At 73.2% G+C, this 13711-nt stretch carries 14 protein-coding genes; 6 read left to right on the top strand and 8 right to left on the bottom strand.

Going from position 1 to position 13711, the window contains the following annotated elements; translation table 11 throughout:
• Positions 1-112: 112 nt before the first annotated feature.
• The 3 genes from ABTZ99_RS16385 to ABTZ99_RS16375 all read right to left on the bottom strand — a co-directional run bounded on the left by ABTZ99_RS16385 (position 113) and on the right by ABTZ99_RS16375 (position 2418).
• Positions 113-1363: a serine/threonine protein kinase gene (locus tag ABTZ99_RS16385; RefSeq protein WP_498777714.1), complete on the bottom strand. Its 1251-nt coding sequence runs from the start codon at positions 1361-1363 to the stop codon at positions 113-115.
• Between the two features lie 123 nt (positions 1364-1486).
• Complete coding sequence (locus ABTZ99_RS16380; protein WP_033432301.1) at positions 1487-1693, bottom strand: cold-shock protein; 207 nt, start codon at positions 1691-1693, stop codon at positions 1487-1489.
• Between the two features lie 80 nt (positions 1694-1773).
• Entirely contained in the window at positions 1774-2418 is a 645-nt protein-coding gene (locus tag ABTZ99_RS16375) for an AIM24 family protein (RefSeq protein WP_230569741.1), read from the bottom strand.
• A 54-nt stretch (positions 2419-2472) separates the two neighbouring features.
• Here ABTZ99_RS16375 and moeA point away from each other — a divergent pair, with 54 nt between their 5' ends.
• The 3 genes from moeA (at position 2473) to pssA (ending at position 5552) form a co-directional block, all read left to right on the top strand.
• Complete coding sequence (gene moeA, locus ABTZ99_RS16370; RefSeq protein ID WP_499612004.1) at positions 2473-3687, top strand: molybdopterin molybdotransferase MoeA; 1215 nt, start codon at positions 2473-2475, stop codon at positions 3685-3687.
• A 175-nt stretch (positions 3688-3862) separates the two neighbouring features.
• Positions 3863-4576 carry a phosphatidylserine decarboxylase gene (locus ABTZ99_RS16365; RefSeq protein WP_499612002.1) on the top strand — a complete coding sequence of 238 codons (714 nt, stop codon included), beginning with the start codon at positions 3863-3865 and terminating at the stop codon, positions 4574-4576.
• A gap of 4 nt (positions 4577-4580) precedes the next feature.
• Positions 4581-5552, top strand: a complete 972-nt coding sequence (pssA, locus tag ABTZ99_RS16360) for a CDP-diacylglycerol--serine O-phosphatidyltransferase (RefSeq protein ID WP_498777721.1) — start codon at positions 4581-4583, stop codon at positions 5550-5552.
• A gap of 534 nt (positions 5553-6086) precedes the next feature.
• On the opposite strand, the gene ABTZ99_RS16355 is transcribed toward pssA, so the two are convergent.
• On the bottom strand, positions 6087-6668 hold the full coding sequence (locus tag ABTZ99_RS16355; protein ID WP_499611999.1) for a peptide deformylase: 582 nt from the start codon (positions 6666-6668) through the stop codon (positions 6087-6089).
• A 111-nt stretch (positions 6669-6779) separates the two neighbouring features.
• On the opposite strand from ABTZ99_RS16355, the gene ABTZ99_RS16350 reads away from it, so the two are divergent.
• Together ABTZ99_RS16350 and ABTZ99_RS16345 are read left to right on the top strand one after the other, a co-directional pair.
• Entirely contained in the window at positions 6780-7076 is a 297-nt protein-coding gene (locus tag ABTZ99_RS16350) for a DUF3263 domain-containing protein (RefSeq protein ID WP_053715184.1), read from the top strand.
• A complete protein-coding gene (locus tag ABTZ99_RS16345) occupies positions 7073-7705 on the top strand; it encodes a LytR C-terminal domain-containing protein (RefSeq protein ID WP_498777725.1) in 633 nt (210 codons plus the stop codon). Before ABTZ99_RS16350 ends, ABTZ99_RS16345 begins: the two co-directional genes overlap by 4 nt.
• 80 nt (positions 7706-7785) lie before the next feature.
• Here the strand turns inward: ABTZ99_RS16345 and folE are convergent, their stop codons facing one another.
• Both folE and ABTZ99_RS16335 read right to left on the bottom strand, forming a co-directional pair.
• Complete coding sequence (gene folE / locus ABTZ99_RS16340) at positions 7786-8397, bottom strand: GTP cyclohydrolase I FolE (RefSeq protein WP_498777727.1); 612 nt, start codon at positions 8395-8397, stop codon at positions 7786-7788.
• On the bottom strand, positions 8394-8831 hold the full coding sequence (locus ABTZ99_RS16335) for a hypothetical protein (RefSeq protein WP_498777729.1): 438 nt from the start codon (positions 8829-8831) through the stop codon (positions 8394-8396). Before ABTZ99_RS16335 ends, folE begins: the two co-directional genes overlap by 4 nt.
• Positions 8832-8910: 79 nt before the next feature.
• Between ABTZ99_RS16335 and ABTZ99_RS16330 the strand changes: the two genes are divergently transcribed.
• Positions 8911-9606 (top strand): helix-turn-helix transcriptional regulator, encoded by a 696-nt coding sequence (locus tag ABTZ99_RS16330; RefSeq protein WP_498777731.1) that lies wholly within the window; start codon positions 8911-8913, stop codon positions 9604-9606.
• A 132-nt stretch (positions 9607-9738) separates the two neighbouring features.
• On the opposite strand, the gene ABTZ99_RS16325 is transcribed toward ABTZ99_RS16330, so the two are convergent.
• A complete protein-coding gene (locus tag ABTZ99_RS16325; protein ID WP_499611996.1) occupies positions 9739-11970 on the bottom strand; it encodes an AAA family ATPase in 2232 nt (743 codons plus the stop codon).
• Positions 11971-12828: 858 nt separating this feature from the next.
• Positions 12829-13590 (bottom strand): hypothetical protein, encoded by a 762-nt coding sequence (locus ABTZ99_RS16320; protein WP_498777735.1) that lies wholly within the window; start codon positions 13588-13590, stop codon positions 12829-12831.
• Positions 13591-13711: the final 121 nt, after the last annotated feature.

Raw genomic sequence — 13711 nt, 5'->3', positions numbered from 1 at the left:
GCCCCCAACAGGGGACGGGCCTCACCGTCCCAGCCTGCGTGTTGGCACTCAGGTGTTCCGAGTGCCAACACCGTGTTTAGCACTCGACGGAGGAGAGTGCAAGAAGAGCTGGTCAGCGGGACGTGCGGACGGGCACGCTCGTGGGCAGCGCCCTCTTGCTCGTCGTGCCCCCGACCTCGATGGATCGGCTGGTGCCGCTGTCGCCGCCGTTGCCGCTGGGTCGCGGAGGTTCATCCTTCGGCGTGAGGATCACCACGAGGATGACGATGAGCACGATCGCGACCGCCCCGGCGATCACGGGCGCGAACCACGCGGGCCGCGACTTGGCGGACGTGGTGAACGCGCTCGCGCCGACCTGCGCGGGCGGGCGCAGCCGCACGGGCTCGTGCAGGAACCCGGGCGGCTGTTGCTGCTGGTAGGGCTGCTGCCGGTACGGGCCGCCGGGCTGCTGGGCCACGGGCACGCCGCCGGTCTGCGGCCCCATGGGCACCGCGCCGGAGTCCGTGCGACGGGGCGGCGGGGCGCCCTGGGGCGCGCCCTGCAGCGCGACGCGCGCCGCGGCGATCAGCTCCACGCACGAGCCGTAGCGCTGGTTCGGGTCCTTGGAGGTGCCCTTGCGCAGCACGTCGTCGATGGCGGGCGGCAGCGACACCATCGAGGTCAACGGCGGGATCTCCGCGCCGAGGTGCCCCTGGATGACGTCCTGCACGCCGCCCTGGAACGGCGGCCGCCCGGACAGGCACGCGAACACCATGCACGCGAGCGCGTACTGGTCGGTGCGGCCGTCGAGCGGTTCGCCGCGCAGGTGCTCGGGCGCGGCGTAGGTGGGTGAGCCGAGGAAGTCGCCGGTGCGGGTGCGGTGCCCGGTGGCGCCGCGCCGGGTGAGGCCGAAGTCGGCGAGGTAGACGTGCTCGCCCGCGGCTTCCTTGGTCGTGACCAGCACGTTGGCCGGTTTCACGTCGAGGTGGACCAGGCCCTTGCCGTGCAGCATGTCGAGCGCTTCGGCGACCTGGCCGAGCAGCGTCAGGGTGCGCGCGGGCGAGAGCGGGCCGTCCTTGATGTGGCTGGCGAGGTCCTGCCCGTCGACCAGCCGCATGGCGATGTAGAGCAGCCCGTCGACCTCGTCGAAGTCGTAGAGCGGCACGATGTTGGCGTGGTCGATCGCCGAGGTGTTGCGCGCCTCGTCGACGAACCGCTCCCGGAACTCGGCGTCCGCGGTGAGGTGCTCGCCGATGACCTTCAGGGCGACCTTGCGACCGAGCCTGACGTCCGTGGCCTTGTAGGTCACGCTCATGCCACCGCGGCCGAGCACCCCGTCGATCCGGTAATGGCCCAGCCGTCGCCCGCTCAGGTCCTCCGACACGCGACGGAGCCTAACGCCCGCGTACAGGGGCTCACACGGGGTTCCCGGCAAACGGAGCAAACGGACCGCGCGAGGCGCCGGGGGAAGGACGCCCGACCCGCCGGGTGACGGGTCGGGCGGAGGTCACGATGCCTTCCGCACGTCCGATGCCTGGCTGCGGCCGTCGCGCCCTGCCTGGATCTCGAACTCCACGCGGTCGCCCTCGGCCAGCGTCCGGAAGCCTTCCATCTGGATCGCCGAGTAGTGCACGAACACATCGGGCCCGCCGTCGGCGGCGATGAATCCGTACCCCTTCTCCGAGTTGAACCACTTGACCGTGCCGACAGCCAAGACGTCCTCCTTCGAGAAATACCTTGAGCAAACCGCCACGCTAGAGGCACGAGGGGGTTCGCCGATACCTCCTTATGGAGTCATGAGCGTGCGCTGAATCCGTTGTCGCGCAACCAACTGACGAGTCCGCGCGGGCTGCGGGTCCGGGTGAGCACCAGACCGGGTCCGGCGAAGTCGAGGACGAGTCCTTCGCCATTCCGCACGGATTGGGGCGCGTCGGGGGAAACGGCGCGCAGCCGGCACTGCACGGTGTCGGCGAACGCGACCACGTGGCCGCCGGCGAGGGTGACCAGTTCGCCCGGTTCGAGGGTGACCACGTCGAGCGTGCCGTAGCAGCTGAGCACAACGGGCCCGGTGCCGAACGCGTAGGTGAGGAAGCCGTGGTCGCCGCCGTGCAGCGCGCGCACGGGCGGCGCGGACGGGTCGAGGCGGGCGGTGGCGGCGCAGGCGAGCCAGCTGTCGCGGGAGACGCACCAGCCGGTCGTGGCGTCGAGTTCGAGCACGTGCAGGTCGCCGGGCAGGGGCGGCGCGACGTCCACCCAGCCGCCTTCGGGGCCGGCGGTGCACAGCGCGGCGCTGACGCCGGGCGACTTGGTGCGGCCGTCGACGGTGATGCCGTAGCTGGTCGCGAGCACCGAGGAGCGCTCGACCACCACCGGTTCACCGGGTGCCAGGACGAGTCGGGCCACCCCGAACGTGGGGGTGTGGCGGGTCCGGACCTGCAACTTTCCCCCTGTCGTGATCAGCCGGTTGGAGCAGTCTGCCACGGGCGCGGCAGGATGGGGCGCGTGTCGAACACGCTGACCCGAGTCGCTGATCACAAGGCCCGCGTCGCCGGGCTGGTCGGGGCGATGCCGGTGGTGACCTCGCCCGTGGCCGACTGCCTGGGCCTGGTGCTCGCGGAGGACCTGGTCGCGACGGTGCCGTTGCCGCCGTTCGACAACTCGGCGATGGACGGTTACGCGGTGCGCGCGGCGGACGTGGCGTCGGTCCCGGTGGAGTTGCCGGTGGTGGAGGACATCCCGGCGGGGCGGCCGGCGTCGGCGCCGCTGGCGGCGGGCACGGCGCACCGGATCATGACGGGCGCGCCGGTGCCGGCGGGCGCGGACGCCGTCGTGCAGGTGGAGTGGACCGACGGCGGCACGTCGGTGGTGCGGGTCGACCGGCCGGTGGCGGTGGGCCAGAACGTGCGGCGGATGGCGGACGACGTGGCCGTGGGCACGACGGTGCTGCGCGCGGGCGTGGTGCTCGGGCCGGCGCAGCTGGGGTTGGCGGCGGCGCTGGGCTTCGGTTCGCTGCCGGTGCGGCGCAGGCCGCGGGTGCTGGTGCTGTCGACCGGGTCGGAGCTGGTGGGGCCCGGTGCGGCGTTGGAGCCGGGGCAGATCTACGAGTCGAACGGCGTGATGCTGGCCGCGGCGGTGCGCGAGGCGGGCGGCGAGGCGGAGCTGCTGCGGTTCGTGCCGGACGACGTCGAGCAGTTCCACGCGGCGATCGCGCCCCGGTTGGCGTCGGTGGACCTGCTGCTCACGTCCGGTGGCGTGAGCGCGGGGGCGTACGAGGTGGTGAAGGACGCGTTCACCGGGCGCGGGGTGGAGTTCACGAAGGTCGCGATGCAGCCGGGCGGGCCGCAGGGGGCGGGGCGCTACCAGGGGGTGGCGGTGGCGACGCTGCCCGGGAACCCGGTGAGCGCGCAGGTGTCGTTCGAGGTGTTCATCCGGCCGGCGCTGCGTGCCGCGATGGGGTTCTCGCGGGTGGAGCGGCCGATGGCGGTGGCCCGGTTGAGCGCGGCGCTCACGTCGCCGGCGGGGCGCACGCAGTTCCGGCGGGGCGCGTACGACCCGGAGTCGGGGCGCGTGGTGACGCCCGTCGGCGGGCCGGGTTCGCACCTGCTGTCGGCGTTGGCGGTCAGCGATTGCCTGATCGAGGTGCCGGAGGACGTCACGGAGCTCGCGGCGGGAGCCGAGGTGGCGGTGCGCCTCCTGCACGGAGAGTGACATCGATCTGACGCTGAGCCATTGATCGCCGCTGTGACGCGGCTTACACTGGGAGTGATCGCGGTTCCGGCCGGTCCGTGCGTTCGTCGGGGGACGCACGGGCGGGCCGGACGCGGGCCGGCGGAGCCGCGTAGCGTGTGGCGGGCCGGAAGCACCGCCCTGACACGGAAGAGCCATGACCGTCGATCGCGACAAGCACAGTGGTGCCGTCTCCCACTTCCTCGAGCTCGCCCGGGGCATCGTCCCCCCGATGCACCCCGCGGGCCGTCCCTTCGTGGCGGGAGCTGCCGTCGCGACACTGCTGCTGCGCCGCTACTCCAGGCGCGCCGGTGTCGTCGGCGGCCTGCTGACCGCGTGGGTCGCGTGGTTCTTCCGCGAGCCCAAGCGGACCACGCCCACCCGTCCCGGCGTCGCGGTCGCACCGGCCGACGGCACCGTGTCGCACGTGGTCGAGGCCGTGCCGCCCGCCGAGCTCGGGCTCGGTTCCACGCCGATGACCCGGATCAGCGTGTTCCTGTCGGTGTTCGACGTGCACGTGCAGCGCGTGCCCGTGCCCGGCCTGGTGCGGCAGGTGTCGTACCGGCCAGGGAAGTTCCTGTCCGCCGACCTGGACAAGGCCAGCGAGGACAACGAGCGCAACACGGTGTGGCTGACCACGCCGTCCGGGCACGACGTGGTGGTCGTGCAGATCGCGGGCCTGGTGGCGCGGCGGATCGTGTGCGAGGTCGTCGAGGGCGACAAGGTCGCCGTCGGGCAGACCTACGGCCTGATCCGGTTCGGCTCGCGGGTCGACCTGTACGTGCCGACGGGCAGCCGGGTGCTGGTGGAGGCCGGGCAGCGCACGATCGGCGGCGAGACCGTGCTGGCCGAGCTACCCGCGGAGGGCTGAGCGGATGGCTCCCAGCGGGCCGGGGATCAGGCTGCTGCCGAACGCCATCACGGTCCTCGCGATGTGCGCGGGGCTGTCGGCCGTGCACTTCGCGATCGGCGGGTTCTACGGGGCGGCGATCGGCTCGATCGCGGCGGCGGCCGTGTTCGACGGGTTGGACGGGCGGATCGCCCGGTTGCTCGACGCGACCAGCAAGATGGGCGCCGAGCTCGACTCGCTGGCGGACGCGATCTCGTTCGGCGTCGCGCCCGCGCTGGTGATCTACGTGTGGAAGTTCGACCCCGGTCGCGAGGGCTGGGTCGTCGCGTTGATCTTCGCGGTGTGCATGGTGCTGCGGCTGGCGCGGTTCAACACGCTGCTGGAGGTCGAGCAGCCGCCGTTCGCCAAGGAGTTCTTCGTCGGCGTGCCCGCGCCGGCCGGCGGGCTGTTGCTGCTGCTGCCGTTGATCCTGGACGAGCAGCTCGGCCGCTCCGGCTGGTGGTCGAGCCCCGCGGTCGTCGCGGTGTGGACCGTGGGAATCGCGTTGCTGCTGGTGAGCCGGATCCCGACGCTGTCGGTGAAGACCATCAAGGTCCCGCCGCGCTTCGTCGCGCCGTTGCTGGTGCTGGTCGGGCTGCTGGCGGCGGCGGTGATCACGTTCCCGTTGGTGGCGCTGATCGCGGCGATGCTGGTGTACCTCGCCCACCTGCCGTACTCGGTCCGGCGGTACCGGTGGTTGGCGAAGCACCCGGAGGCCTGGTCGGTGCCTGCGGCGGATCGGCGGGCGATCAAGCGGGCTCACGGCGTGGCGGCGCGGCGGTTGGGGTTGCGGCAGCCGTTGGGCGGCCGGGTGGCGGGTGCGGCGATGCGCGCCGTGCGGCGGCCTAGGCGGGTGGTCGACCCGACGCACGTGGCCGCGGAGGCGAACGGCCAGGCGAGGCCGGGCAAACGCCGGGGCTGGCGACAGATCGGCTTGCGCCGACATGATCGACCTTAACCGGCACCCCACCCCTGACCTGCTGTTTCACCCCGTCACCGCGTTCACGATCGAGTGATCTCCACTCGGACCGTGAACCAAAACGCCGTTTTCAACACCCTGAAACGTCGGTTGGAACAACGAGGCCAGCAACCAACCCCCGCCCCGCACCCACCAGCCGCACGCCCCCACAACCACCCACCGGGTCCACCACACCACCAACCCACCACGGACCCGCAGCGCCCGCACCGAGTCCACCACACCCAGCCCGCCCACAACGGACCCGGAACCGCCCCACCGAGGCCCGATTTGACATGGGTTCGGGTGCCATAGGCTGGTCGAAGCCGGGCAGGCTTGGCGGACGCTTTTCCCGCCAGGCCTGCCCGGCTTTGGCCTGCCTGGGGTGCCCGTAAGGGCCCCATGTCAAATCGAGCCGAACGAGACCACCCCGCGCCACCCGCCCAGCGTGACCTCGCACGCGCCGACCGCCGCGCGCGCTCCGCCCCGCGCTCCGCCCGCCCGCGCCAACCAGCCCCCGCGCCAACCAGCCCCGCGCTACTCCTCGTCGTCCGCGAACGGATCCTCCGAAGTCGCCGGATCCCACGACAACCCGGGCACACCCCACCCATTCGCCTTGAGCATCTTCTTCGCCGCGCGCTTGTGCCGCCCCACCAACCGGTCCAGGTAGATGACCCCGTCCAGGTGATCGGTCTCGTGCTGCAAGCACCGCGCGAAGAACCCGGTGCCCTCGACCTCGACGGGCTTGCCGTCACCGTCGAACCCGGTCACCTTCGCCCACGACGCCCGCCCCGTCGGGTACGTCTCCCCCGGCGCCGAGAGGCAACCCTCGAAATCGTCGTCCGGGTCCGGCATCCCCAGCGGCACGTCCGACGTCACCAACGTCGGGTTCACCACCACACCCCGGTGCCGCACACCCTCGTCATCCGGGCAGTCGTAGACGAACAACCGCAGGTCGACCCCGATCTGGTTGGCCGCCAGACCGACACCGTGCGCCGCCGCCATCGTCTCGTACATGTCGTCGATCAACGTGCGCAGCGACTCGTCGAACACCTCGACCGGGCGGGTCGGGTTGTGGAGCACGGGATCTCCGGCGATCCGGATCGGGTGAACTGCCATGGCGTGCAGCCTAACGGCGCGTCGGATCGGACGCGCCGACCGATGAGCCACTCCCCGCGAAGATCACGTGATGTAATGGCACCCACGCACGGGACACGGCTGAGGAGCCAGATGGACGCCGCAGAGGCACTGGCGCCGGCGGAGGGGCCGGACGACGGTTTGAACGACCGGGAGCGCGAGATCCTGGCCTTCGAACGCCAGTGGTGGAAGTACGCGGGTGCGAAGGAACAGGCCGTCAAGGAGCTGTTCGACATGTCCGCGACGCGCTACTACCAGCTGCTCAACGCGTTGATCGAGAAGGAAGAGGCGTTGGCCGCCGATCCGATGTTGATCAAGAGACTGCGCAGGTCCCGCTCCGGCAGGCAACGCGCCCGCGCGGCGAAGCGGCTGGGCGTCGAGCGCCGATGACGAATCCGGAACAGCCGACCGGGCCCGCGCACCCGGCACGCGCCGCGGGCTACGCGCTGCTCGGCGTGGCCGTGATCGCCCTGGTGGTCGGCCTCGTCAGCCTGTTCACCGGCGACCCGGACGACACCCCGCCCGCGGCCCAGTCGACCCCGCCGTCGGCGACCTCGGGCACGTCGGACGGCTCCGGGACCTCGGCCGCGCCCACCGAGCCGACCACCCCGCCGTCGTCGGAGACGTCGCCGCCGGCCGGCACCACCGCGCCGACGACGTCCGCCAACGCCGGCGCGACGACCACGGAGACCCCGCCGCCGCCCGTGACCACGACGCCCAAGGTCCCGGTGCGCATCTACAACAACAGCACCACCCAGGGCCTGGCCGCCCGCGCGTCGGACGACGTCGTGAGCGCCGGCTGGGAGGTCGCCGAGAAGGGCAACTACTCCCAGGGCACGATCTGGACCACCACGGTCTACTTCCGCCCCGGCACCGACGAGGAAGCCTCGGCGCGCGAACTGGCCCGGCTCCTCAACGCCCGGGTCGAGCCCCGGTTCGACGGCATCCAGAACGCGCAGCCGGGCATCATCGTGATCGTCACCAACGACTACAAGGGTCCGGCCAAGAAGGTCTCCTAGTGCGGCGGCGGCGCGCAGGGCAGTCGGCGCGGTCGGGCGGCCTCGTCCTCGCGTGGAGGACGGGCCGCTCAGGTGGGATCTCACCCCCGCACGCCGGTCAGGGCGAAGAACTCCTGCCTGGTGCGCGGGTCGTCGCGCAGCGCGCCCAGCATGGCGGAGGTGACCGTGCGCGAGCCGGTGGCGCGGACACCTCGCAGGGACATGCACAGGTGCTCGGCCTCCACCACGACGCCGACGCCGCGGGGTACCAGGTGCTCCTGCAGCCAGTCCGCGACCTGCTTGGTCAGCCGTTCCTGCACCTGCAGGTCGCGGGCGAACAACTCGACCACGCGGGCGAGCTTGGACAGGCCGAGGATGCGCGCGCCGGGCAGATAGCCGACGTGGGCGACGCCCTGGAACGGCAGCAGGTGGTGCTCGCACAACGACTGCACCGGGATGCCGCGGGCGAGGACCAGTTCGTCGTAGCCCTCTTCGTTGGGGAACGTGGTCAGGTCGAAGTCACGTGGCGTCAGCATCTCGGCGTAGGCGTCGGCGACCCGCCTGGGCGTGTCGGCCAGGTGCTCCGACGCCGGGTCCTTGCCCAGCGCGGCGAGCAGGTCGGCCACGGCCCGCCGCGTCGCGTCCAGGTCGATGCCGTCGCGCCCGCCGACGGGGTGGAGCCGTCGGCGCGCGCCCGCGGCGGGGGCGCTCACCCCGCCCGCCCACGACGTGCCGGCGCGTACCGCGAACCCAACCGGGCCAGGGCGAGGGCGGCGACGAACAGGCCGAAGTCGCGCAGCGCCACGTCGTAGTGCGCCGGGATGGTCAGCAGGTTCACGATGATCCCGGCCAGCCAGGCTGCGACCAGCAGGCCGCCGAAGCGCGGCGCGACCGCGACCACGACGCCCGCCACGACCTCCACCACGCCGACCGCGTACATGGCCTGCTGCGCGGTGCCCGGCACAATCCCGTCGACCCAGGGGGCCAAGTACCGCGGCCAGTCCACGAGCAGGTTGGCGAACTTGTCGAGCCCGAACAGGACCGGTGCCAGCGTGAACGCGGCGCGCAGGAGCAGGAACGCCTGGTGGGCTGGGTCGGACGGCAACGCACGACCGGCGGGCCGGGCGCCGGATACCTCGGTGGCCATGACGCGCTCCTTCTATAGACAACTTTCGCTAACCTTAGAGCCTGGCCCGAGATTTAGTCAACCAAAGTGGGTTTTAGAAATGGACGATGTCAGCCAGCCCGAGGGGCACATCTCGGCCGTCGCGGCGCTCGACGAGCCGACCCGTCGCCGGCTGTACGACTTCGTGGTGCGCCGACCCGCGCCGGTGAGCCGCGACGAGGCCGCCGAAGCCGTGGGCGTGCCCCGCACCACGGTCGCGTTCCACCTCGACCGACTGGTCGCCGAAGGGCTGCTGGAGGTCGTCCACGAACGCCGCACCGGGCGCACCGGTCCCGGCGCCGGGCGGCCGTCGAAGCTGTACCGGCGGTCCGCCGAGCAGATCGCCGTGTCGCTGCCCGACCGGCGCTACGAGCTGGCCGGCCTCCTGTTGGCCGGCGCCCTCGCCGAGGTGGAGACCTCGGACGAACCGCCGCGTGTCGTGCTGCGGCGCCGTGCCCGCGCGGTGGGCCGCGACCTGGGCGAGGCCGCCCGTGGCGACCAGGACGGCCGGGCCGGCGTGCTGCGCGCGCTGGAGGGCTTCGGCTTCGAGCCGCGCGCCGACGAGCCCGACGCCTCGATCCTGCTCGGCAACTGCCCATTCCACAGCCTGGCCCGGCAGCAGACCGAGCTCGTCTGCGGCATGAACCTCAGCCTGCTCGACGGCCTGCTCGACGGCCTCGCCGCGACCGACCTGACCGCCCGCCTCGCGCCCTCGGCGGACCGCTGCTGCGTGCGACTGGACCCGGCCGACGGCTGAGCCGGGCCGGGCGGCGCCCCCGAGGCGGCCGTCGTGGTGGGTACTCGCGCGGAGGCCGACGGAGGTCGTCCACCTCACCTGCCCGCTCCGCAGCCGTCCAGGTGGCACGAGCGCCCAGCACTCGCTCAGCCCTCAGCGCTCGCGCGACTTGGCGTAGGCGGCGAGGGTCGCGAGCTGGGCCGGGTCCAGCGACGGCCGGACCGCCTCGCGCGCCGACGCCAGGTGCGCGCCCGTGACCTCCGCCGCCGACAACGACTCGCGCATCGCGGTCAACGCGGCCTCCCGGATCAACGCCGCGCAGTCCGCCGCCGAGTACCCGTCCAACTCCTCGGCCAACGCGTCCAAGTCCACGTCCGACCCCAACGGCGTGTTCCGCGACGACGCCCGCAGGATCTCGGCCCGCGCCTCGGCGTCCGGCGGCGGCACGTACACGAGGCGCTCCAACCGGCCCGGCCGCAGCAGCGCGGGGTCGACCAGCTCGGGCCGATTCGTCGCGCCGAGCACGATGACGTCGCGCAGCGGCTCGACCCCGTCCAGCTCGGTGAGCAGCGCGGCGACCACCCGGTCCGACACACCGGAGTCGGACGACTGGCCGCGCCGGGGCGCCAGCGCGTCGACCTCGTCCAGGAACACCATCGCGGGCGCCGCCTCGGCCGCACGCCGGAACAGCTCGCGGACCGCGCGTTCGGACTCGCCGACGAACTTGTCCATCAGCTCCGCGCCCTTGACCGACAGCACGTTCAACCGACCGGTGCCCGCCAACGCGCGGACCAGGAACGTCTTGCCGCACCCCGGCGGCCCGTAGAGCAGGAGGCCGCGCGGCGGCGCGACGCCGAGTCGGGCGAAGGAGTCCGGGTACTGCAACGGCCACAGCGCGGCTTCGGTGAGGGCCTGCTTGACCTCGGTCATGTCGCCGACGTCGGCCAGCGTCAGCCCGCCGGTCCGCAAAGTGTCCGAAGTGGACATCGAGATCGGCCGGACGATCTCCAGCGCTCCCACCAGATCCGCCTGCGCGACGCGCGGCTCGTCCACGTCGCGTTGCCGCAGCGCGGCCCGGAGCGCCGCCTCCCTGCGCATCGCCACCAGGTCCGCGGCGACGAAGCCCGGTGTCCGGTCCGCGATCACGCCGAGGTCCACATCGGACTCGACGGGCACGTCGCGCAGCAGGACCCGCAGCAGCTCGGTCCGCACCTTGCCGTCGGGCAGCGGCAGCACGAGTTCCCGGTCGACCAGCTCGGGCACCCGCAGCCGGGGGTCGATCGCCTCCGGGTGCGCGCTGGTGACCACGAGCGCGACGCCGTCGGGCCGTGCGCGCAACGCGTCCAGCACGACGGTCGCCACCGGCGGCGCCGAGGCCGCGGGCAACAACGCCTCGACGTCGGTCAGCACGAGCACGGAAGGCGCCTGCGACTGGGCTCGGGCGAGGGCGTCGACGATCCGCTGCGCCGCCGCGTTCGCCTCCAGCACGGCGATGCTGGGCGCGGCGACCTCGACCACCGTGGCTTCGGCGCCTTGGGCGACGGCCCGCACGAACGTCGCCTTGCCGACGCCCTCGGGTCCGCTGACCAGTGCCGCCAGCCGGGGTGCGGCGCCGAGCCGGGCCAGCAACTCCGGGTGGCTGAACGTCAGGTCGAACCACTCCGCCAACCGCTTCGCGGCCTCCTGCTGCCCGACCAGGTCCGCCACCGGCACCGCCGGCGTCACGACCTCGACCTCCGCCGCGCTCACCCCGGTGGTCGCCGTCGCGGTCACGCTGACGGTCGTCGTGCCGCCGGCTCCCGACACGACCGCGGGCGCGTCACCCGTGCGTGCGCCGTCACGCCAGCCGACCACCGTCGACGGCTGCACGGCGACCGGCCCGGGCGGGTCGGCGGAGGTGATGGTGAGCAGTTCGTTGGTCCACGTCATGCCGATGGCGTTGGACAGCTTGCGGCGCGTGGCGCTCACGTCCGAGCCGGGTGGTGGGGCCAGGTCCTGCGGCAGGAGGGAGACGGCGTCGCCGACGGTCAGCACCTTGCCGGTCAGCGCCATGCGCAGCGTTTCGGGGGTGAGCGAGGTGCTGGCCAACCGCGATCCGGCCACGGTGACGGAGCGTGCGGCGGCGACGTCCACCGGGGCCACCACGACCTCCGAGCCCTCCACCACGCCGAGGTTGGACAGGGTCACGTCGTCCACCAGCACCACGCCGGGCGGGCCGTCGCCGGCGGTCGCGGCGGCCAGGGCGGCGCTCACCCGGGCACCGGTCAGTCGCACCGCGTCCCACGCGCGCAGGCCCAACGCGTCCAGCACCTCCGGGTGCAAGCGGACCACGCCGCGGCGGGTGTCCAGGGCCGAGGGGGACAGGCGGGCGGTCAGCGTGATCACGGGGTGAGCGTAGTTGGGGTGGGCGGCCGGGGGCGCGTGGTCGGGCCGGATCGGGGCGGGCCGGATCGGGGTGACGGGCCGGATCGGGGTGACGGGCCGGATCCGGCGGCAAGGGCCAGGCGACCGGCAAGCGACCGCTCGATTCGCGGGCCACTGATCGGGGCGCGCGGGGCGGTGGGCGCGGGATGCGACGGTCGATGTGGGCCGGGCTGGTGGCTGACGGGCAGCCGACGGGGGCATGTGCGGGCGATGCGCGGCAGGCGCGGCGGCAGTGCGGCGGGCGCGCGGCAGGTTCGGCGGCGCATGGCAGGCCGGGCAGACGACGGCGCGGCGACACGTGACCGGCGCAGGCATGCGCGGCAGCGCGGCGGGTGCAGCGATGTGGGCCAGGCGACAGGCCGGGCACGCGGGCAGACGGAGGGTGCGGGCCGGGCGGAGGTGTGGGTCAGGTGGTGGCAGGTGTGTGGGGTGATGGTCGGGGCGGCAGGTGTGGGGTTGGGGTGGGTGGTGGGTCAGGTGGGGGGTGCGGCTGGCTGGTGTGGGGCGAGGGTTGGTTGCGGGCCTCGTTGTTCAACCGACGTTTCACGGTGGCGATAACGGCGTTCTCGTTCATGCCCTTTTTCAGGATCACTCGGATGGGTGACCCGGCGGACGTGGGCGAAAGAGGTGGAGAGGGGGTTTGCCGCAGGTCACGATGGGGCGATGTGGAGTTCGTTGGCGGCGTTGGTGGTGGCGTCCTTCCTGATCGCGTTGTCGCCCGGGCCGGGCACGGCGCTGGTGTTGCGGCACTCGGTCCGCGGCCGGCGGAGTGCGGTGGCCGTGGTCGCGGGCGCCTGGTACCTGGTGCTGGTCGGCGCCCTAGACCGGGTCCGCGGCCGGCTCGCCCGGGCCGGGGTTCGGCGCGCCCTGGACCGCGTCCGCGGTGGCGTGCTGGTCGCGCTGGGCCTTCGCCTGGTGGTCGACGCGCGGTGAGCGCTCGGGGCGTCGCCAGGGCAGTTCGGGGTACGACGCCAGCTCGACGTGCGTGGTGCAGCCGGCCAGGTCGGCGTACGCGCCGGCGAGCACCGCGGCCCTGATCCGCCGCACCTGCCCCACCGTCGGCAACTCCCCCACCAGCAGGAACGGCACCAGCAGCCGCCACGCGCCCACGGTCGCCGCACGGGCGCGGTGCGGTGCGCGCAACGTCGCCCTGGCCACGCGCAACGCGTGCTCGCCCGCGTCCATGGCCCGCGGGTACCCGGCGTGGTCCCACGACCAGCGCAGGCCGTCGGCCATGGCGCAGCGGACGCAGTCGGCGGGCCCGGTGGCCAGCTCCTCGCCGCACTGGGTGCACGTGAGCAGGGTCATCGCCCAGTCGGTGCACGTCCACGGGTGCCTGCCCACCTCGTCGGCCAGCACGAGCTCGGCCAGCTCGCGCTCGCCCGCGCCGCCTTCGGCGAGCTGCTCGGCGGCCAGCAGCTCCTGCCAGTCCAGCAGCCAGTACTGGTCGACGAGCTCCGCGCAGAACCGGCACGCCGGGTAGCCGCGGCCCGCGAGGTCGCCGCACGACGGGCACGGCGAGACGGCGGCGGGGCGGGCCACGCGCCGGGCGCCGGGCGGGAACGGCTGGTGATCAGCCACGCGGTGAAAGGTACGCGCAAACGGTGGCGCTTGGCATCCGCACCTTGGCATCCGCACCGGGCCGTGGCTATGGTCAGGCCGACAGCTCGACACACAACAACTCAAAACACGCGGGAGCTCG

The sequence above is a fragment of the Actinosynnema sp. NPDC002837 genome (assembly GCF_040295345.1).
Taxonomy (GTDB): domain Bacteria; phylum Actinomycetota; class Actinomycetes; order Mycobacteriales; family Pseudonocardiaceae; genus Actinosynnema.
Note: the sequence above shows the minus strand (reverse complement) of the source record. Positions and strands in the feature narration are given on the sequence as shown.

What these genes read in the sequence shown, in the direction of transcription:
- ABTZ99_RS16345 (WP_498777725.1), top strand. Translation starts at nt 7,073, where the DNA reads ATGACGAATCCGGAACAGCCGACCGGGCCCGCGCACCCGGCACGCGCC.
- ABTZ99_RS16350 (WP_053715184.1), top strand. Translation starts at nt 6,780, where the DNA reads ATGGACGCCGCAGAGGCACTGGCGCCGGCGGAGGGGCCGGACGACGGT.
- ABTZ99_RS16355 (WP_499611999.1), bottom strand. Translation starts at nt 6,668, where the DNA reads ATGGCAGTTCACCCGATCCGGATCGCCGGAGATCCCGTGCTCCACAAC.
- ABTZ99_RS16365 (WP_499612002.1), top strand. Translation starts at nt 3,863, where the DNA reads ATGACCGTCGATCGCGACAAGCACAGTGGTGCCGTCTCCCACTTCCTC.
- pssA (WP_498777721.1), top strand. Translation starts at nt 4,581, where the DNA reads ATGGCTCCCAGCGGGCCGGGGATCAGGCTGCTGCCGAACGCCATCACG.
- ABTZ99_RS16335 (WP_498777729.1), bottom strand. Translation starts at nt 8,831, where the DNA reads ATGGCCACCGAGGTATCCGGCGCCCGGCCCGCCGGTCGTGCGTTGCCG.
- moeA (WP_499612004.1), top strand. Translation starts at nt 2,473, where the DNA reads ATGGGGCGCGTGTCGAACACGCTGACCCGAGTCGCTGATCACAAGGCC.
- ABTZ99_RS16330 (WP_498777731.1), top strand. Translation starts at nt 8,911, where the DNA reads ATGGACGATGTCAGCCAGCCCGAGGGGCACATCTCGGCCGTCGCGGCG.